This is a genomic window from Hymenobacter sp. UYAg731 (genome assembly GCF_054061335.1).
In genome coordinates this window covers 421,992-446,569 of the sequence record NZ_JBSSEC010000004.1, presented here as the reverse complement: position 1 = coordinate 446,569, position 24,578 = coordinate 421,992, and the positions used below count along the sequence as shown (strand labels likewise).

General features: G+C 60.3%; 23 protein-coding genes. 13 read left to right on the top strand and 10 right to left on the bottom strand.

What is annotated here, in order from left to right; translation table 11 throughout:
* Window positions 1-57: 57 nt before the first annotated feature.
* Complete coding sequence (locus tag ACVWYF_RS13905) at window positions 58-615, bottom strand: hypothetical protein (protein WP_457068961.1); 558 nt, start codon at window positions 613-615, stop codon at window positions 58-60.
* A 168-nt stretch (window positions 616-783) separates the two neighbouring features.
* Between ACVWYF_RS13905 and ACVWYF_RS13900 the strand changes: the two genes are divergently transcribed.
* Window positions 784-1,506 carry a hypothetical protein gene (locus tag ACVWYF_RS13900; RefSeq protein ID WP_457068959.1) on the top strand — a complete coding sequence of 241 codons (723 nt, stop codon included), beginning with the start codon at window positions 784-786 and terminating at the stop codon, window positions 1,504-1,506.
* 744 nt (window positions 1,507-2,250) lie between these two features.
* Here the strand turns inward: ACVWYF_RS13900 and ACVWYF_RS13895 are convergent.
* From ACVWYF_RS13895 to ACVWYF_RS13885, 3 genes are all read right to left on the bottom strand, one after another.
* Window positions 2,251-3,411, bottom strand: a complete 1,161-nt coding sequence (locus ACVWYF_RS13895; RefSeq protein ID WP_457068957.1) for a DegT/DnrJ/EryC1/StrS family aminotransferase — start codon at window positions 3,409-3,411, stop codon at window positions 2,251-2,253.
* Between the two features lie 163 nt (window positions 3,412-3,574).
* The gene (locus ACVWYF_RS13890) at window positions 3,575-4,255 is read right to left on the bottom strand and encodes an acetyltransferase (protein ID WP_457068955.1); all 681 of its coding nucleotides are present in this window, start codon (window positions 4,253-4,255) and stop codon (window positions 3,575-3,577) included.
* A 9-nt stretch (window positions 4,256-4,264) separates the two neighbouring features.
* Window positions 4,265-4,906, bottom strand: coding sequence for a sugar transferase (locus ACVWYF_RS13885; protein WP_457068953.1), 642 nt, complete (start codon window positions 4,904-4,906; stop codon window positions 4,265-4,267).
* Between the two features lie 169 nt (window positions 4,907-5,075).
* Here ACVWYF_RS13885 and ispE point away from each other — a divergent pair, with 169 nt between their 5' ends.
* The gene (gene ispE / locus ACVWYF_RS13880; RefSeq protein WP_457068951.1) at window positions 5,076-5,897 is read left to right on the top strand and encodes a 4-(cytidine 5'-diphospho)-2-C-methyl-D-erythritol kinase; all 822 of its coding nucleotides are present in this window, start codon (window positions 5,076-5,078) and stop codon (window positions 5,895-5,897) included.
* 81 nt (window positions 5,898-5,978) lie between these two features.
* On the opposite strand, the gene ACVWYF_RS13875 is transcribed toward ispE, so the two are convergent.
* The 3 genes from ACVWYF_RS13875 to tgt all read right to left on the bottom strand — a co-directional run bounded on the left by ACVWYF_RS13875 (window position 5,979) and on the right by tgt (window position 9,377).
* On the bottom strand, window positions 5,979-6,926 hold the full coding sequence (locus tag ACVWYF_RS13875; RefSeq protein WP_457068949.1) for a DMT family transporter: 948 nt from the start codon (window positions 6,924-6,926) through the stop codon (window positions 5,979-5,981).
* 138 nt (window positions 6,927-7,064) lie between these two features.
* Window positions 7,065-8,144, bottom strand: a complete 1,080-nt coding sequence (locus ACVWYF_RS13870; protein WP_457068947.1) for an LptF/LptG family permease — start codon at window positions 8,142-8,144, stop codon at window positions 7,065-7,067.
* Between the two features lie 102 nt (window positions 8,145-8,246).
* Window positions 8,247-9,377, bottom strand: a complete 1,131-nt coding sequence (gene tgt, locus ACVWYF_RS13865; protein ID WP_457068945.1) for a tRNA guanosine(34) transglycosylase Tgt — start codon at window positions 9,375-9,377, stop codon at window positions 8,247-8,249.
* A 173-nt stretch (window positions 9,378-9,550) separates the two neighbouring features.
* Between tgt and ACVWYF_RS13860 the strand changes: the two genes are divergently transcribed.
* From ACVWYF_RS13860 to rsmG, 3 genes are all read left to right on the top strand, one after another.
* Window positions 9,551-10,699 carry a glycosyltransferase gene (locus tag ACVWYF_RS13860; protein WP_457068943.1) on the top strand — a complete coding sequence of 383 codons (1,149 nt, stop codon included), beginning with the start codon at window positions 9,551-9,553 and terminating at the stop codon, window positions 10,697-10,699.
* On the top strand, window positions 10,690-11,313 hold the full coding sequence (locus tag ACVWYF_RS13855) for an RNA polymerase sigma factor (RefSeq protein WP_070728736.1): 624 nt from the start codon (window positions 10,690-10,692) through the stop codon (window positions 11,311-11,313). Before ACVWYF_RS13860 ends, ACVWYF_RS13855 begins: the two co-directional genes overlap by 10 nt.
* Window positions 11,314-11,413: 100 nt before the next feature.
* On the top strand, window positions 11,414-12,031 hold the full coding sequence (gene rsmG / locus ACVWYF_RS13850) for a 16S rRNA (guanine(527)-N(7))-methyltransferase RsmG (protein ID WP_457068941.1): 618 nt from the start codon (window positions 11,414-11,416) through the stop codon (window positions 12,029-12,031).
* A gap of 48 nt (window positions 12,032-12,079) precedes the next feature.
* Here rsmG and ACVWYF_RS13845 read toward each other — a convergent pair whose 3' ends face one another.
* The gene (locus ACVWYF_RS13845; RefSeq protein ID WP_457068939.1) at window positions 12,080-13,060 is read right to left on the bottom strand and encodes a YheT family hydrolase; all 981 of its coding nucleotides are present in this window, start codon (window positions 13,058-13,060) and stop codon (window positions 12,080-12,082) included.
* Window positions 13,061-13,336: 276 nt separating this feature from the next.
* On the opposite strand from ACVWYF_RS13845, the gene rpsT reads away from it, so the two are divergent.
* The 3 genes from rpsT to ACVWYF_RS13830 all read left to right on the top strand — a co-directional run bounded on the left by rpsT (window position 13,337) and on the right by ACVWYF_RS13830 (window position 16,920).
* The gene (gene rpsT / locus ACVWYF_RS13840) at window positions 13,337-13,588 is read left to right on the top strand and encodes a 30S ribosomal protein S20 (protein ID WP_168674786.1); all 252 of its coding nucleotides are present in this window, start codon (window positions 13,337-13,339) and stop codon (window positions 13,586-13,588) included.
* A gap of 201 nt (window positions 13,589-13,789) precedes the next feature.
* Entirely contained in the window at window positions 13,790-15,304 is a 1,515-nt protein-coding gene (locus ACVWYF_RS13835; protein WP_457068937.1) for a T9SS type A sorting domain-containing protein, read from the top strand.
* A 68-nt stretch (window positions 15,305-15,372) separates the two neighbouring features.
* Complete coding sequence (locus tag ACVWYF_RS13830; RefSeq protein WP_457068935.1) at window positions 15,373-16,920, top strand: hypothetical protein; 1,548 nt, start codon at window positions 15,373-15,375, stop codon at window positions 16,918-16,920.
* Between the two features lie 81 nt (window positions 16,921-17,001).
* Here ACVWYF_RS13830 and pyk read toward each other — a convergent pair whose 3' ends face one another.
* Together pyk and ACVWYF_RS13820 are read right to left on the bottom strand one after the other, a co-directional pair.
* Window positions 17,002-18,441, bottom strand: coding sequence for a pyruvate kinase (gene pyk / locus ACVWYF_RS13825; protein WP_457068933.1), 1,440 nt, complete (start codon window positions 18,439-18,441; stop codon window positions 17,002-17,004).
* A 266-nt stretch (window positions 18,442-18,707) separates the two neighbouring features.
* On the bottom strand, window positions 18,708-19,136 hold the full coding sequence (locus ACVWYF_RS13820; RefSeq protein ID WP_457068931.1) for an IPExxxVDY family protein: 429 nt from the start codon (window positions 19,134-19,136) through the stop codon (window positions 18,708-18,710).
* Window positions 19,137-19,298: 162 nt separating this feature from the next.
* Here ACVWYF_RS13820 and ACVWYF_RS13815 point away from each other — a divergent pair, with 162 nt between their 5' ends.
* From ACVWYF_RS13815 to nadE, 5 genes are all read left to right on the top strand, one after another.
* Window positions 19,299-19,535, top strand: coding sequence for an acyl carrier protein (locus ACVWYF_RS13815; RefSeq protein WP_019948606.1), 237 nt, complete (start codon window positions 19,299-19,301; stop codon window positions 19,533-19,535).
* Window positions 19,536-19,700: 165 nt separating this feature from the next.
* Window positions 19,701-20,951: a beta-ketoacyl-ACP synthase II gene (gene fabF, locus ACVWYF_RS13810; RefSeq protein WP_457068928.1), complete on the top strand. Its 1,251-nt coding sequence runs from the start codon at window positions 19,701-19,703 to the stop codon at window positions 20,949-20,951.
* Between the two features lie 177 nt (window positions 20,952-21,128).
* Window positions 21,129-21,854 (top strand): ribonuclease III, encoded by a 726-nt coding sequence (gene rnc, locus ACVWYF_RS13805; RefSeq protein ID WP_457068926.1) that lies wholly within the window; start codon window positions 21,129-21,131, stop codon window positions 21,852-21,854.
* 14 nt (window positions 21,855-21,868) lie between these two features.
* The gene (locus ACVWYF_RS13800) at window positions 21,869-22,339 is read left to right on the top strand and encodes a hypothetical protein (RefSeq protein ID WP_457068924.1); all 471 of its coding nucleotides are present in this window, start codon (window positions 21,869-21,871) and stop codon (window positions 22,337-22,339) included.
* Window positions 22,340-22,389: 50 nt separating this feature from the next.
* Window positions 22,390-24,306: an NAD(+) synthase gene (nadE, locus tag ACVWYF_RS13795; protein ID WP_457068922.1), complete on the top strand. Its 1,917-nt coding sequence runs from the start codon at window positions 22,390-22,392 to the stop codon at window positions 24,304-24,306.
* Window positions 24,307-24,578: the final 272 nt, after the last annotated feature.

Here is a 24,578-nt window from a genome sequence, read left to right as displayed (position 1 = left end):
AGATGCTTCGGCTACGCTCAGCATGACGTTCTGTTTGCGCTCGGCTTGCCCCGCCTGCTACAGCTTGTCCGATACCTGGGTGGAAATCTGCTTGGCTGTGCGCAGGGCCTGGAACTCGCCCTGCTGTGCGCGGATGGTCAGCTTGTCATCGAGCGAATAGCTGCCGCGCAGCTGCTGGTACCGGTCGTTGAGGCTGCTCATGATGTTGGCGGCGTTGGCCCAGTCGGCGGGTTTCCAGCTCTGGCGGTCGTCGCGCACCCGCTCAATGAAGTATTCGTAGGCCTTGAGCAGGCCGGTGGTGGTGAGGTTGCTCACGACGGTTTTCTGGCGCAGGAAGGCCGTGACCTGGGCATCGGTGGCGGCCGTGGCGGGGGCGTCCATGGTGCTGCTGCTGGTAGAAGAGGGGCTAGTAGTGCTGCCCACCGGCACGTTGATGGTGCGCGTGGTGCGGCGGATGACCTTGCCGGTGGCGGGGTCCAGGTCCTCGGTTACTTCGGTTTGCTGCTGGGTGCCGGCCGGAATGGTGGTGGTCGTAGTCGTGGTGGGTTTGGTCTGGGCCAGGGCGGCGAGGGGTGAGGCCAGCAACAGCAGCGCGAGGAGACGGGAGGTTTTCATGGGGAAATAAAGAATTGAGGTTTGCCTTTAACGGCAAAGTCCGGGCCACGGTACGCGGGCCGTGCCAATTCCGGGAAATTCCGTACTCTTACGGCGCGGCTGAGGCCCAGCCCGCCGCCGGGGTTCCGGCGATTCTTTTCCTTTCCCATTTTCCACTCAATCCCCCGCATGAAAGGCGCTTACACTACCTATTTCGAAAACCCTTTCGCCAGCCTGCGCATGGACCGGCCCGCCTACAAGGCCCAGGCCGAATACAGCCTGCACGCCGTGACCGAAGCCGCCCTCGGCGCGGCCTTCACGCCCCTGCTGGCTGCCCTGGCCACGGCCATCGGCGGCTTCGATGAGAACCTGACCGACCGCAACCAGTCCACGGCCGGCGGCACCGATGCCTACCACCTGGCCCGCACCGAATGGCTGGCTTTCGTGGACGACACCATGAAGGACTACGTGACCCCCAAGCTGCGCAAGCTGCCGGCGTATGCCGACTTCAAGAAGTTTGGCAAGAGCAAGCTCGCCACCCAGGCCCAGCCCAAGCTCCTCACCGACTCCAAGGCCCTGGTGGCCCTCTACCGCACCCACCAGGCGGCCCTGTACCCCACGCTCGGGGCCGAGGCCCAGAAGCTGTACGCCGCCCTGGCCACTACCACCGAAACCCGCGACACCCAGTCGGCCACCATCGACGCCGCTGTGCTCGACCTGGCCGACGACCGCGCCGCCATCGCCCACGCCCAGCGCCGCCTCAAGGCCCAGCTGGAACTCACCTTCGAGAAGGCCGAGAAGGTGTACAGCTTCTTTGATTTCTCGAAAGCCGAAAGTGCCCGCAAGGCCCAGAAGCGGGCCGCTAAAAAAGCGGCTGCGGTATCTCCCGCCTCGGCGGGGGCGGCTTCCTAAGCTACCGGAATCTCATTCCGCCCCGGTGGGGTCGGCTTCTGAGCATTCGAAACCGATGCCCGCCTCGGCGGGATGCACTTTTGAACTTCCAAAACCCGGTCCCACCTCGGTGGGGTCGGGTTTTGATTATCCGGAACCCGGCCCCACCTCGGTGGGATGGGCTTTTGTATCACCAAAACACGTTCCCGTCTCGGTGGGGGTGGGTTTTGGTAATGGAAATAAAACCCACCGTTTGCACGAACTCTTACTGCCTTACTTTTCGAGTTCAAAGCAGCCAGGACCTTTCGCCATGAAAACATTCGGGAAATCGTTTCTTCTCTGCTTGGGCTGTTGGGTGCTCCTGTCGCTTGTTGGCGCAGCATACGACTACTCTTTCGACCCCGTGCAGACGTTGGCGAGGTTCTGGTTTTACCATGGCATGGTCATAGCGACATGGTGGTTTGTGATGCTGGTGGGAAGTTTGTTGCCAGCCCTCATATTCACGGCTGTGCGAACAGTGTTCCGACGCTGGCGGCCAAAACAAAAGGCCACTAGATAGTGCCAAGCAGTGGTTCAGTTATTGGCTCTTTTTAGTAAACCCTTAACTGACGCTCGGTATTAGGTAGCGACGTGCCTGTTGCGGGATAATACGAGTTTACGAAACTCGTCTACGAATCAAAGTTTACGAAATGCCTCAGAGGGATGAGTTTCGTGAACTCGAAAATTCAGTTGGCACATGCGCCAACAGCCCGCCAATAACACGGCTTACCCCAGCGCTTCCGTCAGGGCCTCTTTCACCCGCCGCAGCTCGGCATCGCCCATGGCCGTGCCGCTGGGCAGGCACAGGCCCCGGGCAAACAGGTCTTCGCACACCGCGCCGCCATACCTGGGCGCGGCGGCAAACAGGGGCTGGAGGTGTAGCGGCTTCCACAGCGGCCGGCTCTCGATGTTGCGGGTTTCGAGGTGGAGGCGCACGGCTTCGGGGGTGAGGGCGGGCGCACCGTTCTCAGGGTCGGGCGAGGCCAGGAGGACGGTGGTGAGCCAGCGGTTGGAGCGGCTGCCGGCGGGCTCCGGGGCCGGCGCCACCGTGAGGCCGGGCAGGCCGGCGAGGTGCTCGCGGTACCAGTCGAAAATCTGGCGGCGGCGCTTCACGCGCTCGGCCAGCAGCTCCATCTGGCCCCGCCCGATGCCGGCCAGAATGTTGCTCAGGCGGTAGTTGTAGCCGGTTTCGGAGTGCTGGTAGTAGGGCGCGTCGTCCTTGGCCTGGGTGGCCAGGAAGCGGGCCTTTTCGGCCAGGGCTTTGTCATAAGTCACCAGCGCGCCGCCGCCGCTGGTGGTCAGAATCTTGTTGCCGTTGAAGGAAAACACGCCCACCCGCCCGAAACCGCCCAGCGGCTGCTGCTGCCACTCCGAGCCCAGCGCCTCGGCCGCGTCTTCGAGGATGGGAATGTCGAATTCCTGCGCCAGGGCCAGGATTTCGGGCAGCTTGGCCGGCATCCCGTAGAGATGTACCAGGATGAGGGCTTTGGGCTTCTTGCCTTTGGCAATGCGGTCCGTAATGGCCTCGCGCAGGCGCTCGGGGCAGATATTCCAGGTATCGGCCTCACTATCCACAAACACCGGCGTAGCCCCGAGGTACACCACGGGATTGGCCGTGGCCACGAAGGTGAAGGAGGGGCACAGCACCTCATCGCCCGGCCCCACGCCCAGCAGTAGTAGTCCCAAATGAATGGCGGCCGTGCCCGAGTTCAGCGCCACCGCGTACGGCACGCCCACCGCCGCGCAGATGTCGGCTTCGAAGCCCGTGAGGTTGGGGCCGGCCGGGGCCACCCAGTTGTCCTCAATGGCCTTGTGGACATAGTTCAACTCGTGCCGGCCGAGGTGGGGAGGGGAGAGGTAGAGACGGTCGTAATCCTGGCTGCGCATTTAACTGGTGTATTGCTACTAATATAGATTGGCCGGCATTTTCGGCCCGGTCCGACCGCCCTAGGCGGTCCGACCGGTTGTCGTTGGACGGTTGTCGTTGGTAGTTCGTTCTTGCGGCAACCGGGTCGGACCGCCTAGGGCGGTCGGACCGGCGCAGCTATTATTATCCCATTGCCCTCGCCGGCACGCCTACTGCTGTCACGTTAGCCGGCAGGTCGCGCACGGCTACCGCGCCGGCCCCGAGAATGGTGTTTTCGCCGATATGCACGCCCTGAATCACGGTGGCATTTGTGCCAAGGTACACGCCCCGGCCCAGGCGGGCCGCGCCGCTCACGTTGGCGTGCGGCATCAGGGAGCAGAAATCGGCCAGCTCGGCATCGTGCCCCACGGTGCAGCCCAGGTTGAGCAGCACGAACCGGCCCAGCGAAATATCACACGTTAGCAGGCAGCCCTGCTGGATGATGCAGCCCGCGCCCATCGCAATGCGCTGCATCGGCCCCATCCCCACGGCCGGATGCACGAGGCTCGGAAAGCTGAGCTGCGCCGACGTGAGCCGCGCCACCACGGCCGCCCGGCTGGCCGAGCTGCCCACGGCCACGGCCACGGCCAGCGGTTCGGTGGTAGCGTTCAGGTCGGCGCTGGTGCCGAGGTAGGGAAGGCCGCCCACGGTGGGCGTGGCGGGCGCGTGGTCGTCGTAGAAACCGCGCAGCAGCCACGTCGGCTGGGCTTCGTTGAGCTGCTGAAGCAACAGCAGCACCTCGCGCCCCAGGCCGCCCGCCCCAAAAATGACGAGTGGCGGCAGGGCCTCGCTCACCTCGTAGTCCGAAAAGAATAATTGCGTCATATAAAAGCTTTACGAAGAAGGCGGCACTGGCGGACTGCCCCGAAACGCCGCCGTGGTGGCCTGCCCGGGGGCGTTGATGCCGCGCGCGCCCAGCACCCGCCCGGCGGTGCGCCACAGAATCAGCAGGTCGAGCCGCAGCGAAAGGTGGTCGACGTACCAGACATCAAACGCAAATTTTTCCTCCCAGCCGATGGCGTTGCGGCCATTCACCTGCGCCCAGCCGGTGAGGCCGGGGCGCACGGCGTGGCGGCGGGCCTGCACGGGCGAGTACAGCGGCAAGTACTCGGGCAGCAGCGGGCGCGGCCCCACCAGGCTCAAATCGCCGCGCACGATGTTCCAAAGCTGCGGCAATTCATCGAGCGAGGTGGCGCGCAGCCAGCGGCCCAGCGGCGGCAAGCGCTGCGCATCGGGCAAGGGCTGGCCGGCGGCATCGCGGGCGTCGGTCATGGTTTGCAGCTTATACAGCGTGAACAGTCGCCCGTGCCACCCCGGCCGCACCTGCCGAAACAGCCAGCGGCCCCGGTTCTGGGCCGCCGCCAGCGCCGCCGCCCCCGCCAGCAGCGGCAGCGCGAGCAACAGCAGCGGCCCGGCCAGCGCGAGGTCGAGCAGGCGCTTGCCGTGACGGGCGTAAAAGGTGGTGGGGGTGGGCACTGGGTTGATTGAACGAGGCGGCAAAGGTCGTGGAAGAACGTCATGCTGAGCGTAGCCGAAGCATCTCTACCACGCAACGCAACCCAATCGACTACAACGAAGCGGTAGAGATGCTTCGGCTGCGCTCAGCATGACGTTCTTTTGTTTCGTCAAACTTCTCTATTCCCAAATGCTCACCTTCCCCAACGCCAAGCTCAACCTCGGCCTCTACGTCACCCAGCGCCGCCCCGATGGCTTCCACACCCTCGAATCGGTGTTTGTGCCCCTGCCCTGGACCGATGCGTTGGAGATGCTGCCTGCGCCCGCCGGGGCCGCCACCAGCCTCACCCTTACCGGCCGCCCCATCCCCGGCGACCCGGCCACCAACCTCTGCGTGCGCGCCTACGAGCTGCTGCAGGCCGACTACCCCCAGCTGCCGCCCGTGCAGCTGTACCTGCACAAAATAGTGCCCATCGGGGCCGGCCTAGGCGGCGGGTCTGCCGATGCCGCCTTCGCCCTCCGGGCCGCCAACGACCTGTTCAGCCTCAACCTTTCCGCCGAAACCCTGGAAAGCTACGCCCGCCGCCTGGGTTCCGACTGCGCCTTTTTCATCCGGAACAAGCCCGTGCTGGCCGTGGAAAAAGGCGACGTATTCGAGGAAATCGACTTGAATCTGACAGGGGTTTTCTGCTTGGTCGTGTACCCCAGCCTCCACTTCAGTACCGCCGAGGCCTACGCCCGCATCACCCCGCAGCCGCCGAAACACCCGCTACGCGAGGCGCTGGCCCGGCCCATGAATACCTGGCGCACTACCGTAATCAACGATTTCGAAACGGCACTCACGCCCAGCCACCCGGTACTGGCCGAAATCAAGCAGCAGCTATACGCCGCCGGCGCTACTTATGCGAGTCTGTCGGGCTCCGGCTCGGCCGTGTACGGCTTGTGGGAAAGCGGGGAGCCAGCGGCATCGGAATGGCCAGCGGAGTACACCGTGTGGCAGGGCGCACTGTGAAGCGTTAAGAGTTAGGGATGAAGAGTGAGGAGTTGAACCAATAGCGTCTGCTGAATCAAGTCTTCACTCCTAATTCTTAACTCAAACCGGCATCGCCGGCTCCAAATCCGGCTGCTTGTCCTTCATCAGCCGCGCCACCAGCGGGTGGATGAGCACGCTGAGCACAATGAGCAGGGTGCCAATGTAGAAACCCGTGCTCATGCGCTCGCCGTTGAACTGGGGTGCGTGCAGCAGCCCTTTGGTGTGCAGCCAGTAAATGGCCGCCGCCATCGAAATGCCATACACCGGCTCCAGATTAATGGTCAGGTTCACGGCAAAGGGCGAAATCCGCTTCATTAACTCCACCGACGTGGAGAAGGCGTACACTGTGCATACGCCCGCCAGCAGCCCCAGCCAGAGCCAGTCGTAGCCCTGCCAGGCCAGTTGCAAGCCCCGGCCCTGCGTGAAATAATGGCTGTAAATCGGGAAGAACAGCACGATGCTCAGACACGCGCCCAGCATCTCATAAAACGTGAGCCGCAGCGGCGGGTGCGTCTTAATCAGCTTCGAGTTGAGCACGCTGAACAGCGCCGACAAGCCCGCCGATAGCACCGCCACGCCCAGGCCCAGCAGCTTGTCCAGCTCAGCTTGGCTCACCAGATAGAGGCCCACCATCGTAATCAGGCCCAGGCCCACCTCGTAGCCGCGCACCCGCCGCCACAGCAGCAGTGGCTCCAGCAGGGAGGTCCAGAGCGCCAGCGTGGCCAGGCCCGCCAGGCACACGCTCACCGACGACAGCCGCGCCGCCAGAAAGAAGGTAATCCAGTGCGCTGCCACCAGCGCTCCCACCCCCAGCAGCCGCGCCGCCTGCCCCGCCGACACCCGCCAGGGCAGCCGCCGCGCCGCCAGCAGCACCGCCAGGCCCGCCGCCGCCAGCAGCGTGCGCCAGAACACCAGCTCCACCGGCGGCACCGTCAGCAGCTTGCCCAGGATGGCCGTGAAGCCCCACAGGAGCACAATGAAATGAAGCTTGAGGTAGTCGCGGAGCATAGGCTGTAGCGCGAAGCACCGCTTCGCGTATCGCCGCAACGCGGCGAGAATGGTACAGAAGAATGTGGTTACGGCATTAGGTTGTACAGGGTAGCATCGCCGCGTTGCGGCGATGCGCGAAGCGGTGCTTCGCGCTACCTACTTCGGCACAAACCGGTACAGCGCCAGCCCGATTACCGAAAAGACCGTACTGGGCACCCACGCCGCTACCAGCGGCGACATGCTGCCCACCTGCGCCAGGTTGCGGCTCAGCATCACGAAAATGATGAACACGAAGGCCAACACAAACCCCAGCGCAATTTGCCCACCCACGCCGGCTCTCGACTTCCGGGCGCTGAGCGTCACGCCAATCAGGGTGAGAATGACGATGGAAAACGGGTAGGCGTACCGCTCGTACTTCTCGCTCAGGTAGAGTTGCGTGTCGTCGGCCCCGCGCTCAATCTTGGTTTTAATGTAGGCGTTCAGCTCCGGCAGGGTCATGGTTTCGGCCAGCTTGTAGGTGCTGGCGAAATCCTTCGGAAACAGGTTCAGGGTGGTGTCGCGGGCGGGCACGGATTTCAGGATTTCGTCCTGCGGACCCTTGAAGGTGCGTATCAGCTGCGGCGACAAATGCCACATGTGCTTGGTCGAATCCCAGTTGATGGCATCGGCCGTGAGGCGGCGGCGCAGCACGGTGCTGTCCACGGTTTCGAGCGCGAAATGGAAGCCGATGTTGCTGAGGTTATCATAGCTCTCCATGTACACGTAGCTGCGCGGCCCGATTTTGATATGCACGTTGCGCCCCTGAAACCGGTAGGGCAATTTGATATATGACCGCTCAAACGCCACCCGCGACTTATTCCCAATGGGCAGCACCCAGCCAATGAGCCCGAATATCAACAGCCCCACCACCGCGCCGCCCATGGCATAGGGTAGCATCAGCCGCCGGAAACTCACCCCACTGGCCAGGATGGCCACAATTTCCGTTCGGGCCGCCAGCTGCGCCGTTACAAATACGACGGCGATAAAAATGGTAATCGGCGAAAGCAGGTTGGCGAAATAGGGAAACAGATAAATATAATAGCCGAAAACGATTTTCGACATCGGCAAATTATGCTGAATAAAGTCGTCGTTTTTCTCCGTGAAATCAATCACGCAAATCACCGTCACCAGAATTACCACCGAGAAAAAAAACGCGGCGAGGAATTTCTTAATGATGTATTTGTCGAGGATATTCATGGGAGAAATAATTATAAATTATAAATTTTGAATTATAAATGGGCGATTCAAAGAAGGGAAATGTGAAAACGGAATTTATAATTTATAATTCAAAATTTATAATTACAGTCTGGTCATCAATTGCTTCACCATGCGCTCCTTCCACGGCCCAAACGTGCCAGCGATGATTTCCTTGCGGGCCTCTTTCACCAGCCACAGGTAAAACGTCAGGTTGTGGGCCGAGGCAATCTGCGGCCCCAGCATCTCCTGGCACTGGAAGAGGTGGCGCACGTAGGCGCGGGTGTAGAAGTTGCTGGCCGCACCCTCCAGCACCGGGTCGATGGGCGTGAAATCGGTGGCAAACTTCAGGTTCGTCACGTTCATAATGCCCTGCGTGGTGAAGAGCATGCCGTTGCGGGCGTTGCGGGTCGGCATCACGCAGTCGAACATGTCCACGCCCAAAGCAATGTTCTCCAATATGTTGGCCGGCGTGCCCACGCCCATCAGGTAGCGCGGCTTGTCCTTGGGCAGGATATCGCATACCAGCTCGGTCATCTCGTACATCAGCTCGGCGGGCTCACCCACGCTCAGCCCGCCAATGGCGTTGCCGGCCCGGCCTTGCTCGGCAATAAACTCCGCCGATTTGATGCGCAGGTCCTTGAACGTGCTGCCCTGCACAATCGGGAAAAGAGCCTGCTCATAGCCGTAAAGCCCCTCGGTGCTATCAAAACGCTCGATGCAGCGCTTTAGCCAGCGGTGCGTCATGTCGAGAGAGCGGGCGGCGTAGTCGTACTCGCAAGGCCAGGGCGTGCATTCATCGAAAGCCATGATGATATCGGCCCCAATCACGCGCTGAATATCCATCACGCCCTCCGGCGAGAACAAATGCTGGCTGCCATCAATATGCGAGCGGAATTTCACGCCCTCCTCCTTAATCTTCCGGGTGTTGCTGAGCGAATACACCTGGTAGCCGCCCGAGTCGGTTAGAATCGGCCGGTCCCAGCCATTGAACTTGTGCAGGCCGCCGGCGGCCCTGAGCACGTCCAGGCCCGGCCGCAGGTAGAGATGGTAGGTGTTGCCGAGGATAATCTGGGCCTGCACGTCGTCCTTTAGCGTGGCCTGGCTCACGGCCTTCACGGTGCCGGCCGTGCCCACGGGCATAAAAATAGGCGTTTCGATGGTGCCGTGGGCCGTGGTGAGACGGCCGGCGCGGGCCTTGGTGGCGGGGTCTTGGGCGAGGAGGTCGAAGGTCATGCAGGGGAAGTGCGGAGTGCAGTAGCGCGGACTTTGCTGTCCGCGTCCCCGCGCAAGTCGCATTCGCCGACACCACGCGGGGACGCGGACGGCAAAGTCCGCGCTACTTCCCGCAAAGGTAACCCGCCCGTTTCGCGCCCCGTACTTTTGCGGGCTCATTCGTACCCGCCGCTTTGTTGCTTCCACCCGTACCCACGTCCCCGTTTTTCTGGCTTTTGTTGGCGTGCGTGCTGGTGCAGCTGTTCTATGCCGCGTATTTCTTCTGGCCTTTCGCCCGCCGCGCCCCCGAAGCGCCCGCCGATGCGCCCGGCTCGGACGCCGAGCCCGTGTCCATCGTGGTCTGCGCCCGCAACGAGCTCGACAACCTGCGCCGGCTGCTGCCTCTGCTGCTCCAGCAGGACTATCCCGCCGCCTTCGAAATCGTCCTCATCGACGACCGCAGTCAGGACGACACGTATTTATACGCCCAGCAACTGGCCCAGTATTACCCCAACACCGTCCGCCTCGTCACCGTCGACCGTACTCCCGACACCTTCGCGCCCAAGAAATACGCCCTCACCCTTGGCATCAAAGCCACCCGCTACGCCCGCCTGCTTTTCACCGATGCCGACTGCATTCCGGCCACCAACCAGTGGCTACGCCTCATGCAGCGCGGCTTTGCCCAAAAGGACGGGGCCGACCTCGTCCTCGGCTTCTCGGCCTACGCGAAATCCCCCGGTTTCCTCAACCAGCTCATCCGCTACGAAACGCTGCTCACTGCCGCTCAGTACCTCAGCTTTGCCTGGCGCGGCTGGCCCTACATGGGCGTAGGCCGCAACCTGGCCTATACCCGCGCCTGCTTCACGGCCACCAAAGGCTTTGCCTCGCACATCCGCCAGCTTTCCGGCGATGACGACCTGTTGGTGCAGGACGCGGTGCGCCAGGGCCAGCGCGTAGCCGTGGTGGCCTCCCCCTCGGCCCACACCCTGAGCGAGCCCGCCCAAACCTGGGCCGCGTGGTGGCGCCAGAAGCGCCGGCACCTGTCGGCTGGCCGCGCGTATAAGTTGGCCGACCGTTTACGGGTGGGCACCTTCGTGCTGGCCAATATGTTATTCTATCTGGCTACCGTTGTGCTAGTTTTTTCGCCAAACAATTGGGTACCTTTGGCAGTCGTATGGGTTCTGCGAACTTTGTTCGTAAGCGCCGTATATGCGCGTCTGAGCCAGCGGCTCGGCCAGCCCGTAATCGTCGGGCTCCTGCCGGTGCTCGATGCGGTTTATTTTTCCCAATACCTGGCCCTGGGAATCTCGCTGTTCCTTAACCGCACCCTTCGATGGAAGTAAACAACCAAGATATTCAAAAGCAGTTTTCAGCTAAAGCCAAGCACGACTTTAAGCTGATTCGCGCTGCCGTAGACCACGGCGACGAGAAGGCCTACGCCGAGCTGATGCACATCTACAAAAAGCCCGTGTACCATGTGGTGCTCAAGATGGTGCGCAATCAGGACGACGCCGAAGACCTCACCATCGAAGCCTTCGCCAAAGCGTTCCGCAACCTGCACAAGTTCAACCCGGAGTACGCGTTCAGCACCTGGCTATTCCGCATTGCCACCAACAACTGCATTGATTTTATTCGCAAGAATAAAATCAAAACCATGTCGATTGACTCGGCCATCAAGGTCGATAACGGCGACGAAATTACCATCGATTTCCGCGACAACGACCTGAACCCGGCCGAGCACGCCGTGCGCAACCAGAAAATCGAAATCATGCGCCACGTCGTGTCGCGCCTGCCCGATAAGTACCAGCGCCTTGTTTCGCTGCGCTATTTCGACGAGCTCAGCTACGAAGAAATCGCCACTGAGCTCAAAGCCCCCCTCGGCACCGTGAAAGCCCAGCTGCACCGCGCCCGCGAGTTGCTCTATGACATGGTGAAGCACACCAAGCAGATTATTTAAGCCTAAAAAAGCCCTTCGGGGCTTTTTTTGTGAGGTAAGCTTTAGCTTGCCGTTTCCCTAATTCCCCTGTCTCTTCACGGCAAGCTAAAGCTTACCTCACATGAACATCCTCCAGCACCACTTCCCCGCGCTCACCCCGCAGCAGCTCCAGCTTTTTCAGGAGTTCGAAACCGAGTTCCGCGCCACCAACGAAGCCATCAACCTCGTGTCGCGCCCCGACATGGAGCACTTTACCGAGCGCCACGTCCTGCACTCGCTGGGCATTGCCAAAGTCGTGCAATTCCCCAAAGGCAGCGCCGTGCTCGACGTGGGCACCGGCGGCGGCCTACCCGGCCTACCGCTGGCCATCCTGTTTCCCGAAGTGCATTTCCACCTCGTGGACAGCATCGGTAAGAAAATCCGCGCCGTGCAGTTCATGGCCGCCGCGCTGGGCCTGCACAACGTGACCGCCGAGCAAACCCGCGCCGAGCAGCTCCGCACCAAATACGACTTCGTGGTGAGCCGCGCCGTGGCCCGCCTCGCCACCTTCCATCCGTGGATTGCCCACCGCTTTAAGCCCCAGGGCGCATCCGGCTCCGGCCTCTATTACCTCAAAGGCGGGGATTTGACGGAGGAAATCGCCGAATCCGGCCTGAAGGCTAAAGTCACGGACTTGAGCGACTTTTTTAGCGAAGAATTCTACGAGACGAAAAAAGTGGTTTTCGTGCCGGCCAAATAGCCGCCTGTCATTGCTTCGTCGTGTATCCTCCAAATGACAAGTACCTAACTACGCTGGTACTTCCGCCGTCAAAAACGCCACCGCGCGCCGCTCCGAATAGTATTCGCCACTACTCTCAGCAAAGCCAACGTGCCCGCCCTCCGGCGGCGTTTCCAAAAACACGAAGGGCGAACTGGCCGCCACCTCCCGCGGGTAGCAGGACGCTGGCAGAAACGGGTCATTCTGGGCATTCACCAGCAGCGTGGGCACCCGAATGCCGCTGAGGTAACGGCCGGAGCTGGCATAGTGGTAGTAGGCATCAGCCGAGTCGAAGCCGTGCATCGGCGCGGTGTACTTGTCATCGAACTGCTGGAAATCGCGCAGCTCCTCAATCCCTTCCAAGTCGACCTGGCCCGGCAGCAGCTCGGCCTTGGCCCGCACCTTCTCGCGCAGCGATTTCAAAAAGCGCCGCAGGTACACCTGGTTTTGCAACCGCCCGATATGTACTGAGCTGGCCTGCAAATCCGTCGGCACGGAAAACACGGCCGCCCGTTTTACTTCATTCGGCACACGGGCCGCATTCTCGCCCAAATACTTCAGCGTCACATTGCCGCCCGCCGAGAAGCCCAGCAGATAGGCGCGCTGGTAGCGCCTAGTAGCCAGCGCGTGGCGCAGCACCAGGTCCAAATCCTCCGTGTCGCCGAGGTGGTAGGAGCGGAGCAGGCGGTTCATTTCGCCGCCGCAGCTGCGGTAGTTCCAGGCCAGCGCATCAAGGCCGGCGCGGTTGAGGGCGCGCACCATGCCGCGCATGTAGGGCCGTGAGGCGTCGCCCTCCAGGCCGTGCGACACGATGGCGAGGCCATTGGTGGGGCGGTGTTCGGGCAGGCGGCTCCAGTCCAGGTTTAGGAAGTCGCCATCGGGCAGCTCCAGGCGCTCGCGCTGATAGGCCACGTCGGGCACGGTACGCCAGAGGCTGGGTACAATGGTCTGCAAATGACCATTGAACAGGTAAAACGGCGACTGATAATGGGTTTCGGCAACGAGCGGCATGGCACGGAAGAGCTAGGAAGTGGCTGGGCGTGCTGGGTGGGAGAGGAGGTCTCGTAAAGTTCGCACCTAATCGGCATGCATACTAATTTAGAGGCTCCAAAGTGAATGTGGAATGAGTATTGGCCGTTTTAAGGATGGTTCTGATTTCCCCCATGGGATAGAATCAGCTTGGCATCAAGATTTTTGGTGGCAGGGTTTGAATTTGTCAGGCGGATTCGTACCTTTGCCCTCCCAAACACAGAACTCAAGCATAACGCTCCTATATAATTCCTGCTCATGGCAAACCATAAGTCGGCCCTCAAGCGCATCCGCAGCAACGAAGCCAAGCGCGTGTTGAACCGTTACCAGCACAAATCCACCCGCACGGCTATCAAAAAGCTCCGTACGACGACCGACAAAACGGCCGCCCAGGAGCTGCTGAAGAAGGTGACTTCCATGCTGGACCGTCTGGCCAAGAAGAACATCATCCACAAAAACAAAGCTGCTAACAACAAAAGTAAGCTGACAAAGCTCGTCAACGCGCTTTAGTGCGAGACGAGCCTAGCGAGGCCAGACTGCGCCGCCCCAAGGTCTGGTCTCGCGCTCCTTACAAAAAGCCCTGCTCAAATTTGAGCAGGGCTTTTTGCGTGTAAAATAGGCTTCTTGGCGGGTTAACATATATTTATTCGGGAGTATTTGGGTGGGTTGCTTACCTTACGGGCAGTATTCCACATCAACTACCTCCGAATCATGAAACACGCCTACCCTTGGGCGCGGCCTTTGCTGGCCGCGCTATTCTTATTTATTGCCTTAAGCGCCGATGCGCAGCAGGCGTGGCGGCCGTTTCGACCGGGGCTGATTTATGGTTTTAGCGGGCCTGGCAGTAGTAGCGTGCATACGCTGCGTCTCGATTCGGCCTACACTACCACTGCCGGCGATTCGGCGTGGACGTTTAAGCGACTGGTGAAAACCAGCGACGGCCGCGAGCAGAGCATTAATCCGTACGGCGGCTACCGCAAAAGCCGCAACAACTTATTTGGCGCACGCCTTGTATGGCAGCGTACGCCAGCGGCTTTCGTACTCGAAAATTTGGCAGAAGGCAGTGCGCAATCGGCCTTTGCGTTGCAGTTGCGGCCTCAGGCGGCCGTGGGCAGCACCTGGGTGGCCAGCAGCAGTCCCGCCCTCACGGCCACGCTCACTAGTCGCAGCCCGCAATTAGTGGGCACCGTCCTTGATTCAGTGGCTGTCATTACCCTCAGTTCGGGGCAAGTGGTGCGCCTGAGCCGAACGTATGGCCTTTTGGCGGCTCCGCAGTGGCTGGCAACTGCTGGCAATACTCCGCAGTGGACGCAGGCACTATTGCCCATTACCCTGACTCAGTCGTCATACAACCCGACTCAGCTATTCAATCTACAGCCCGGTGATGAATTGGGATATTTGACGCAGCCATTCACCATCAGCCCTTTTCCCACTTCGGAAAGCAAAACGCTGCTGCGCATTATAACCCGCCGGCAAACTGCCGACAGTTTATTGTTCACGTTTCAGCAACAGACGCGAGAAGAGACATTTTTCTCTCCTACCTCCACGGCAGGGGTACAGATTATGCCCGCGCGAACGGGGCGTTGGGCGCTTTCCTTGCGCACGGGCAAATCGGCGCAATTCCCTGCGCTGCCTTTGCTCACGGGAGAGTATGGCAGCATGTATCAGGGCACTTCTGCGCCGCTGTATGTGGGCAGAGGCCTCATCATGAATTCCAGCAGCAGCGGCTGTATGCCAAGTGGGCGGAATGTGAACTTTATCGGCCTTTTTAACGCAGGTGGTTCACCTGCTGGGCAGTACAATACGGGCATCGATATTGGCTGGCGGCAGGAATTTTCGATTTCATTAGGCGTTGGGGCTTTTTATTCGGGTGATACTGGTTTAATTTATTATCGCCGCACGCTGAGTGGCACGACGACCACCTGCGGCAGCCCGCTGGCGTTTGCTACCCTGCTGCCCACCCGCGCCGCCCAGGCGGCTGCCATCGCCACGCTACACCCCAACCCCGCCCCCGAAGCCGCCACGCTCACGCTGGCCCAACCGGCCCGCGCCGGTTACGCGTTACGCCTGACCGATGCGCTGGGCCGGGCCGTGTGGAGCGCGCCCGTGGCCGCCGGCCAGTCGGCCGTGGCCGTGCCGCTGGCCGGGCAGCCCGCCGGCCTCTACCTGCTACACCTCACCGGCCCCGATGGCGCTACCGCGACGTGGAAACTGACCCACGAATAAAATGGTGGGCCGGCTCAGGACATAAGTCCCCAATGGTAAAAAGAGTAATTCATTTTTTTCTGCTCATTATGAAAAATAACTACAACTACAAATGGCTTACGTTAGTCGTGCTTTTTGCGCTTCACTTTGGCGCCAATGCACAGCAGGCGTGGCGGCCGTTTCGGCCGGGGCTGATTTACGGCTATCGGGAGGCCGCCGGTACTGGCAGCACAAGCAGCTTAGTTTATACGCTCCGGGTCGATTCGGCGTATGCCACCGCCGGCGGCGATTCCATCTACGCGTTCAACCGGCTACTACGTGCGGCCCCAAGTAATGCCGCGCTCCGAGGCATGGTGAAAAGCCACGACAACCTGTTTGGGGCGCTGATGCGCTGGCGTCCGGGACAAGCCAGCTACACGCTGGAAGCTCAGGCGCAACCCAATGTGCAGACGGCCGTGAGCTTGGAGCTATTTCCTCGGGCGGCCGTAGGCAGCAGCTGGAATGCCAGCAACCAGCCGTTGCGCACTGCTACCCTCACCAGTCGGAGCTGGCAGACCATCAGCCCCGGCGTACAGGATACGGTGGCGGTTATCACCATCACCGCTGCGGGAGCCAGTACAACGGTGCGGCTTAGCCGCAACCATGGCCTGCTGGCTGGTCCGCAATGGTTGGGCGGGGCCACGGGTAGCCAACTCGAACAAGCCGTACTCCCGGCGCGCTTTGAAGACTCCATCTATAGCCCATTGCAACTGTTTGATGTGCAGCCGGGCGATGAATTTGGCTACGAACCGTTTGACATAGGGCTCGTTACAGTCCAGTGTTCCAACTATAAAGTGCTGCGCCGCATTATAAGCAAACGTATCACTGCCGACAGTATATTTATTAGCTACCAAGAACAAAGCCGGGTTCAGGAATTTGGTTATGCTGGCTACTGCTATGCTCCGGCCCAGATTAACTACTCGCCAATTGCCGTAAAACAGTGGGCACTGGCCCGCAGGGGTTACCAATGGCAGCCGATTGTCTCTACCCTTCAACCCGCCGTTCTGCGCCTGCTAACGGGGGAGTACGTGCCGAGTACAGCAGGATTTTCGGCCAATCTCCTGGTTGGTTTTCCAGTTAGCATCAGCGGGTCCGGTAGTTGCACCGCCGGCCCACGCATCAGCTACGGACCATACTATCTGCAAAGCGGCGCGGTTACTCCCTCCTATCAGACGGGGCTTGATTACGCGGCATGGCAATACAGTTTTGGTCAAGGGCTTACCACGCTGTCAGAAGGGCCTGGTTTTTTAGGCCAGATATACACCCGTAAAAATGTAAACGGCATAATACGCATCTGCGGTAGCCCGCTGGCGTTTGCCAGTCTGCTGCCCACCCGCGCCGCCCAGGCGGCTGCCATCGCCACGCTACACCCCAATCCCGCCGCCGAAGCTGCCACGCTCACGCTGGCCCAGCCCGCCCGTGCAGGTTACTCCTTGCGTCTCACCGATGCGCTGGGCCGCTCTGTGTGGAGCGCACCCGTGCCCGCCGGGCAGTCGGCCGTGGCCGTGCCGCTGGCCGGGCAGCCTGCCGGCCTCTACCTGCTCCACCTCGCCGGCCCTGATGGCGCTACTGCCACCTGGAAGCTGACCCACGAATAGGCCAAGCATCACCACGAAAAAGAGCCCGCTACTTTCGTAGCGGGCTCTTTTGGTATCCGGCCAATTGGCTTGGTTGGGAACTTAGGCGATGCTCACCTTCACCATGTTGGCTTTGCCTTTGTCCTGAATGGGCATTGAGCCGGTGGTGATGTACACGTCGCCGGTTTCGAGGTGTCCGGTGGTGGTGAGGACGTAGCGGATGTCGGCCACGGTGCTGTCGGTGCTCACGAGGCGGTCGTAGTAGAAGCCGCGCACGCCCCACACCAGGCTCAGGGCCGTGAGCAGGGGGCGGTTGTCGGTGAAGATGAAGATGTTGGCTTTGGGGCGGTACTTGGCCAGCTGGAAGGCGGTGTAGCCCCGGTGCGTCATACCGGTAATGGCTTTGGCCCCCGTGTTCTTGGCCAGGTGGCACGAGGCCGACAGGATGCTGTCGGCCATGAAGTTGGCTCCGGCCGGGTCGATGGGCCACCACTTATGGAACAGTTGCGGGCTGCGGCTTTCCACGCTCAGGATGGTGCCCACCATCGAGCGGATTACCTCGGCGGGGTAAGCCCCTACGGCGGTTTCGGCCGAAAGCATCACCGCATCGGCCCCGTCGAGCACGGCGTTGGCCACGTCGCTGGTTTCGGCGCGAGTGGGGCGGGGGGCCGTAATCATCGACTCCATCATCTGGGTAGCCACGATAACGGGCTTGCCGGCCGCGTTGCACTTGGCAATAATCATCTTCTGGGCCATCGGCACCTCTTCCATCTTCACTTCCACGCCGAGGTCGCCGCGGGCCACCATCACGGCGTCGGTGATGGCGATGATTTCATCGATGTTGCGCAGGCCGTCGGGCGTCTCAATCTTGGCCACTACGCGGGTGGTTTTGCCGGCATCGGCAATCAGCTTTTTGATGAAGCGAATGTCGTCGGCCTTGCGGGCGAAGCTCAGCGCCACCCAGTCCACATCGTGCTCCAGGCCGAATTTCAGGTCTTCGATGTCCTTCTCGGTCATGCTCGGGGCCGATACTTCGGAGTCGGGCAGGTTGATGCCTTTGCGGGGCTTCACCAGGCCGCCGTAAATCACTTCCACGTCCACTTCCTTGTCGCGGTCGGTGGCCAGCACTTTCAGCTCAATCTTGCCGTCGTCAATCAGAATCTGGTCGCCGGCTTTCACATCGCGGGCCAGGCCCATGTAAATGGTGCTCAGGCGGGTGGCGGTGCTGGTTTCCTTCTCGCCGCACACCAGCTTGATTTTGTCGCCGGCCTTGATTTCAACGCCGCCGCCTTCTACCTCGCCCAGGCGGATTTTCGGTCCCTGCAAATCCTGCAACAAGCCCACCGAAGTACGCATGTCCTTGTTCAGCCGCCGCACCGTGTTGATAACCGACAGGTGCTCCTCGTGCGCGCCGTGCGAGAAGTTGAGCCGGAACACGTCCACGCCTTCGCGCATGAGAATGCCGAGGCGCTCATACGTATTGGAAGCGGGGCCGACAGTGGCCACGATTTTAGTTTTGTTAAATGAAGTGGGGGTTTCCATGCGTTGGGGTGAAATGTCGGAACAAAAAAACTCCCCTTCGTAGGCAGAAGGGGACGCTGACGCGGTGCGCCAACTGGAGCCGTAGCGGGCCTGAAATGCCGCCCGTCATCGCAAAAGTCGTTTAATTTAACCGAAAAGCCTATGGTTCGCCGCTGGACTTAACATGAGTTTTTCGGGGCAAACGTTTGTTTGTGGCCTTCTTGAGCACATAGACGCATCCAACTATTTCACCGAAGCAAAGCAGCAAATTCCGTCAGCACCGGCAATCACAGCATCAGGTTCTCCTTGTATTTAAGTGAATTCGGGTCGAACTGGCAGGCGTACTGCACGGCCTCGAGCGCGGTGAGGCGTTGGAGGAGTTCGTCGTCGGCCAAGTGGCCGCTGCCATTGGTTACGGCCAGCAGGTAGTCGTATTCCTTAATATCAGGGGCCAGGTAGGGCTTTTTGAGGCTGGAAGGGGCAATGGAGCGGTTGCGCAACAGCCGCAGCGTGAGGCTCTCGGTGGCGTACAGGTAGTGCGTGAACACCAGCCGGCCCTGGCTGAACAGGTTCAGGAGCAATTCGGGCTGCTTGACGAGGCGCAGGCGCAGGGCCCGGTTCAGCGTCCAGGCCAGCGTATAGTCACGGGTGCTGCTCACCAGCCCAAACAGGGCGAAGTCGCACTCGTAGTCAACATCCAGGGTGAAAGTTTTCATAGCAGCCACAAAAGGGGCACCCGCGAGCGGGAAGCGGCAAAGCTACGGCCCGTAACGGGCCGCCGCCATAATCTTGTACCCGCATTTCGGAAGCACGGCCGTGGGTTAGTTGGAAAATCTCTCGTTACTTTGCGCTGTAGTTTTCCCTAAACCCCCACGGAAATGTCTGAAATCGCAGAAAAAGTAAAGGCCATTATTATTGATAAACTGGGCGTTGAAGCCTCCGAGGTTACCCCCGAGGCAAGCTTCACCAACGACCTGGGTGCTGACTCGCTAGATACCGTCGAGCTGATTATGGAGTTCGAAAAGGAATTCAACGTGAGCATCCCCGACGACCAGGCCGAGAACATCGGCACCGTGGGCCAGGCCATCAGCTACCTCGAAGAGCACGCTAAGTAGTCCCTCATTCTGAGCAAAGCGAGCAATTTGCGTAAATAATCCTTACCCGATTTCCGCGTTTTGCCTAGAATGAATAACCAAGTTCTGCGCATACCGGCCGGCTAGCCGCCGGCCGGTTTTGCTGTTTCATCCTGCTTCACCTTTCGCGCCCCTGGCGCCTGACTTATGTCGTCCATCCGACGGGTTGTCGTTACCGGCCTTGGAGCCATCACACCGCTGGGCAATACTGCCCCGGCTTATTGGGAAGGCCTGCGCACGGGCGCAAGCGGCGCAGCCACCATCACGCGCTTCGACCCGGCCAAGTTCAAAACCCGCTTCGCCTGCGAAGTGAAAGGCTATGAAGCCGATAATTTCTTCGACCGCAAGGAACACCGCAAAATGGACCTGTTCACGCAGTTCGCCGTGGTGGCGGCCGATGAGGCCATTGCCGACTCGGGCCTGCTGGCAAGCGGCGTAGATAAGGACCGCGTGGGCGTGATTTGGGGCTCCGGCATCGGTGGCCTGAAATCGTTGCAGGAAGAATGCTTCGCCTTTGAGCGCGGCGACGGCACGCCCCGGTACTCGCCCTTCTTCATTCCGCGCATGATTGCCGACTCCTCGTCGGGCAATATCAGCATCAAAAACGGCTTTCGTGGGCCGAATTTCGTGACGACGTCGGCCTGCGCCTCGTCGAACGACGCCATCATCGCCGCCTTCAACAACATCCGCCTCGGCTTGGCTGATGCCGTGGTGACGGGCGGTTCCGAAGCGGCCATCACCGAATCGGGGGTGGGCGGCTTCAATGCCCTCAAGGCCATGAGCGAGCGCAACGACGACCCGGCTTCGGCCTCGCGGCCCTACGATAAGGACCGTGACGGCTTCGTGCTGGGCGAAGGCGCGGGCGCGCTGGTGCTCGAAGAGTACGAGCACGCTAAGGCGCGCGGCGCTAAGATGTACGCCGAGCTGATTGGCGGCGGCATGTCGTCGGACGCGTACCACATCACCGCGCCCGACCCCAGCGGCAGCGGCGTAGTGCTGGTGATGAAAAATGCCCTGCGCGATGCCGGCATCGCCACCACCGACGTGGACTACATTAACACCCACGGTACGAGCACGCCGCTGGGCGACGGGGCCGAAATCAAGGCCATCGAGCAGGTTTTCGGCGAGCACGCCACCCAACTGAACATTTCCTCGACCAAAAGCATGACCGGCCACTTGCTGGGCGGCGCGGGTGGCATCGAGGCCGTGGCCTGCCTGCTGGCCATGCAAAACAGTCTGGTGCCCCCCACCATCAACCTGCACACGCCCGACCCGGAAATTAACCAGGCACTGAACTTCACGCCGAACGTGGCGCAGCCCCGCGAGGTGCGCGTGGCCATGAGCAATACGTTTGGTTTCGGCGGGCACAACACGTCGGTGGTTTTCCGCAAGCTGTAGGTTGACGTTGTCAACGAACAGTTTTCCGAACGTCATGCTGAGCGCAGCCGAAGCATCTCTACCGCGTAGGTAATTCTCTCGATTGAATTACTATTGCACGTGAGATGCTTCGGCTACGCTCAGCATGACGTTCTTTTTTGGGCTTTCTTTTCTACCGAATCTTTAAATTCTCTCCCTTTGCTTGGTTTCGTTTCCCGTTTTTTTGCTTCTGACAAGTCGTTTCGGCAGGCCGTAGCCACCGTGACGGGCCAGACGCCCAAAAATGCCCAATTGTATCGGCTGGCCTTCACGCATTCGTCGGCAGTGCGGCAGCAGCCGGCCATCGGCCGCCACCTGACCAACGAGCGGCTGGAGTTTCTTGGCGATGCCGTGCTGGGCACGGTAGTGGCCGAATACCTGTTCAAAAAGTACCCTTACGAGCAGGAAGGCTTCCTGACGGAAGTACGCTCGCGCATCGTGAACCGCGAAAGCCTGAACGGCATTGCCCTCAAGCTGGGCCTCGATAAGCTGGTGAAGCTGGATGCCGCGCAGGGGCGCGCCGCCCGCTCGCGCTCCGTAAACGGCAACGCGCTGGAGGCGCTGGTAGGGGCCGTGTACCTGGATTTGGGCTATAAATCGGCCCGCAAATTCATCCTGACGCGCCTTGTGAAGGGCTTTGTGGATGTACACACCATCACGACCACCACGGCTAACTTCAAGAGTAAGCTGGTGGAATGGGCACAGCGGGAGGGCAAAGTGCTACGCTATGACATCACGGGCGAGGCCCGGCCGGGCGGCATGATGGAATTCACCGCCAACGTGCTGCTGAATGAAGAAATCATCGCCACCGGCATGGGCCTGAGTAAGAAGCAGGCGGAGCAGCTGGCGGCGGAGCGGGCACTGGCGGAGCTGGGGGTGGCGTAGCATCTCCGAGAACCATGAATAGTTGGGCTTGGCTTTTCGTCGAATTAATATCCGTTCTGGCATTTGCGCAAGCGGTTATCTGCTTGAATAACGCGAGGTACAAAGGACCAAAGAGCGCGTTGAGGATTCAAAAGATTCTATCGCGGCTGAAGTTAGAAGCCAATGGGTTTAAAGTTGGTCAAACGCGGGGTGACTACGAGAAAGATGGCTTAAAATCGGGGAAGTATTACAAAGGAGAAGTTGATGGGTATCCGGTAGAAATATCATTTGAGCCCTCAGCCGGTTGGATAAAACACTCTCACTACAAAGTCAGGGTTTACTTGGCTGCTTTTGGTGAGGTTACCTCAAATAATACCGATGGAACCAACAGGGAGATTTGTAATTTGGTCGAAAGCCAGATGACCATTGGGAAGTTCAGTCACCCTAGTGGCGAACGGCTTATTGATGCAGCTCGGGAAATAATTAAGGACGCTACGAGAAAATAGGATAGTGGCATTGGAGTAAGTGCTACCCAGAATAAAATATACCTAATGCCATGCGTATTGCCGGAGCTGCCCTCAACCAGATTCCCATCGACTGGGAAAACAACCTGCGGAATATTCAGGCTGCCATTGAGCAGGCCAAAAGCGCGGGCGTTGAGCTGCTGTGCCTGCCCGAGTTGTGCCTGACCGGCTACGGCTGCGAGGACCTGTTTCTGAGCGACTGGATGCCCGAGGCGGCGCTGGCGCATATACAGAAGGTGCGTGAATGGACGCAGGGCATTTGTGTGGTAGTGGGGCTGCCGGTGCGGCTGCCGGGCCGCACCTATAACACGGCGGCGGTGCTGCGCGACGGGCAGATTCTGGGCTTCGCGGCCAAGCAGTTTCTGGCCAATGACGGCGTGCATTATGAGACGCGCTTCTTTGCGCCTTGGGTGGCGGGCGAAACCGGTACCGTGAGCTGGGAAGCGGAGACGTGGCCGTTGGGCGACCTCATTTTTGAGCACGAGGGCGTGCGGTTCGGCTTTGAGATTTGCGAGGATGCTTGGCGGGCCGATAATGTGCGGCCCGCCTGCCGGCTCCAGGGCAAGGTGGATTTGATTGTAAATCCCTCGGCCAGCCACTTTGCGATGAGCAAGACCGACGTGCGCTATCAGCTGGTGATGAAGGCTTCGCGCACGTTTGATTGCACGTATCTCTACGCCAATTTGCTGGGCAACGAGGCCGGCCGAATCATCTTCGACGGCGAAATTCTGGTGGCCCGCAATGGCCATTTATTGAAGCGCAACCAGCTGCTTAGCTTCAAGGAAGTGGATTTGGAGTGGGTGGACGTAGATTTTACGACCAAGCCGGAGCCGGCGGCCGAAATAGTGCCGTTGCCCGCGCCCGACGAATACAAGGAATTGAACCAAGCCATGAGCCTGGCCCTGTTCGACTACCTGCGTAAGGCCCGTAGCCGGGGCTTCGTGCTGAGTTTGAGCGGCGGGGCCGACTCCTGCTTCTGCGCCGTGGGCGTGGCCGAAATGGTGCGGCTGGGCGTGGAGGAGTTGGGACTGGACGAATTTAAGCGGCGCAGTGGCTGCTTCCCGGCGGCTTCTGCTACGGTGGTGCAGCAGGCTGGAGCGGGCGGCAGTGCGGCTCAGGTGGTAGAAACGCCAGCGACGGAAAGTGACTTGAGCACCAACCAGCAACTGGTGCGGCTACTGCTCACCTGCGCTTATCAGGGTACCGTCAATTCTTCCGATGACACTTTCATCTCCGCCAAAGATTTGGCTGATAGCATTGGGGCGCGGTTTTTTAACTGGGAGATTGATGCCGAAGTGGCCGGCTACGTGGGCAAAATTGAGGGTGCGCTGGGCCGGGAGCTGACCTGGCAAACCGACGATTTGGCCCTGCAAAATATTCAGGCACGGGTGCGGGCCCCCGGCATCTGGATGATGGCCAACGTGCTGAACTGCCTGCTCATCACTACTTCCAACCGCTCCGAAGCCAGCGTGGGCTACTGCACCATGGACGGTGACACGGCCGGCAGCATTTCGCCCATTGCGGGCGTGGACAAGGACTTCGTGAAAAAGTGGCTGCGCTGGGCCGAAACCGAGCTGGGCTACCCGGCCCTGCGCCACGTCAACGCCCTGCAACCCACCGCCGAGCTGCGCCCGCTGGCCGACAAGCAGACCGACGAGCGCGACCTCATGCCCTACACGCTACTCAACCGCATCGAGCGGCTGGCCTTTTACAACCGCCTCAGCCCGCGCCAAGTGCTGGCCACACTGGAAACGGAGGGAACCGGATTCGACCATGAGCAGCTCAAAGCCTACGTGCGCCGCTTCTACAGCCTCTGGAGCCGCAACCAGTGGAAGCGCGAGCGGTACGCGCCGTCGTTTCACTTAGACGATTATAACGTGGACCCGCGCTCCTGGCTGCGGTTCCCGATTCTCAGCGGCGGGTTTTCGGAGGAGTTGGCGGCGCTGTAGCACATGCTTTAGCTTGTGCCGGTAGAGGAGGATAATTGACCCAGGTTGCGAACCAACTGCGTAGCGGCGACCGGTCTGCAGTAAGTAGGCGAAAAGTGGAAAAAAAGCCGCGTAGCGGTGACAGAAACCTCATGAAGACTGGCACCGCTACGCGGCTCTACCGCTCACCTGTGTGGGTTTCTACAAACCAGTCGCCGCTACGCGGCTGGTTCGCAACCTAGATTTACTACGTGGCCGTTTGATATTTAATTATTGATAATTAAGGTTTTATA

Coding starts and splice junctions, on each gene's coding strand:
- ACVWYF_RS13905 (WP_457068961.1), bottom strand. CDS start 615: ATGAAAACCTCCCGTCTCCTCGCGCTGCTGTTGCTGGCCTCACCCCTC.
- ACVWYF_RS13900 (WP_457068959.1), top strand. CDS start 784: ATGAAAGGCGCTTACACTACCTATTTCGAAAACCCTTTCGCCAGCCTG.
- ACVWYF_RS13895 (WP_457068957.1), bottom strand. CDS start 3,411: ATGCGCAGCCAGGATTACGACCGTCTCTACCTCTCCCCTCCCCACCTC.
- ACVWYF_RS13890 (WP_457068955.1), bottom strand. CDS start 4,255: ATGACGCAATTATTCTTTTCGGACTACGAGGTGAGCGAGGCCCTGCCG.
- ispE (WP_457068951.1), top strand. CDS start 5,076: ATGCTCACCTTCCCCAACGCCAAGCTCAACCTCGGCCTCTACGTCACC.
- ACVWYF_RS13875 (WP_457068949.1), bottom strand. CDS start 6,926: ATGCTCCGCGACTACCTCAAGCTTCATTTCATTGTGCTCCTGTGGGGC.
- ACVWYF_RS13870 (WP_457068947.1), bottom strand. CDS start 8,144: ATGAATATCCTCGACAAATACATCATTAAGAAATTCCTCGCCGCGTTT.
- tgt (WP_457068945.1), bottom strand. CDS start 9,377: ATGACCTTCGACCTCCTCGCCCAAGACCCCGCCACCAAGGCCCGCGCC.
- ACVWYF_RS13855 (WP_070728736.1), top strand. CDS start 10,690: ATGGAAGTAAACAACCAAGATATTCAAAAGCAGTTTTCAGCTAAAGCC.
- rsmG (WP_457068941.1), top strand. CDS start 11,414: ATGAACATCCTCCAGCACCACTTCCCCGCGCTCACCCCGCAGCAGCTC.
- ACVWYF_RS13845 (WP_457068939.1), bottom strand. CDS start 13,060: ATGCCGCTCGTTGCCGAAACCCATTATCAGTCGCCGTTTTACCTGTTC.
- rpsT (WP_168674786.1), top strand. CDS start 13,337: ATGGCAAACCATAAGTCGGCCCTCAAGCGCATCCGCAGCAACGAAGCC.
- ACVWYF_RS13835 (WP_457068937.1), top strand. CDS start 13,790: ATGAAACACGCCTACCCTTGGGCGCGGCCTTTGCTGGCCGCGCTATTC.
- ACVWYF_RS13830 (WP_457068935.1), top strand. CDS start 15,373: ATGAAAAATAACTACAACTACAAATGGCTTACGTTAGTCGTGCTTTTT.
- pyk (WP_457068933.1), bottom strand. CDS start 18,441: ATGGAAACCCCCACTTCATTTAACAAAACTAAAATCGTGGCCACTGTC.
- ACVWYF_RS13820 (WP_457068931.1), bottom strand. CDS start 19,136: ATGAAAACTTTCACCCTGGATGTTGACTACGAGTGCGACTTCGCCCTG.
- ACVWYF_RS13815 (WP_019948606.1), top strand. CDS start 19,299: ATGTCTGAAATCGCAGAAAAAGTAAAGGCCATTATTATTGATAAACTG.
- fabF (WP_457068928.1), top strand. CDS start 19,701: ATGTCGTCCATCCGACGGGTTGTCGTTACCGGCCTTGGAGCCATCACA.
- ACVWYF_RS13800 (WP_457068924.1), top strand. CDS start 21,869: ATGAATAGTTGGGCTTGGCTTTTCGTCGAATTAATATCCGTTCTGGCA.
- nadE (WP_457068922.1), top strand. CDS start 22,390: ATGCGTATTGCCGGAGCTGCCCTCAACCAGATTCCCATCGACTGGGAA.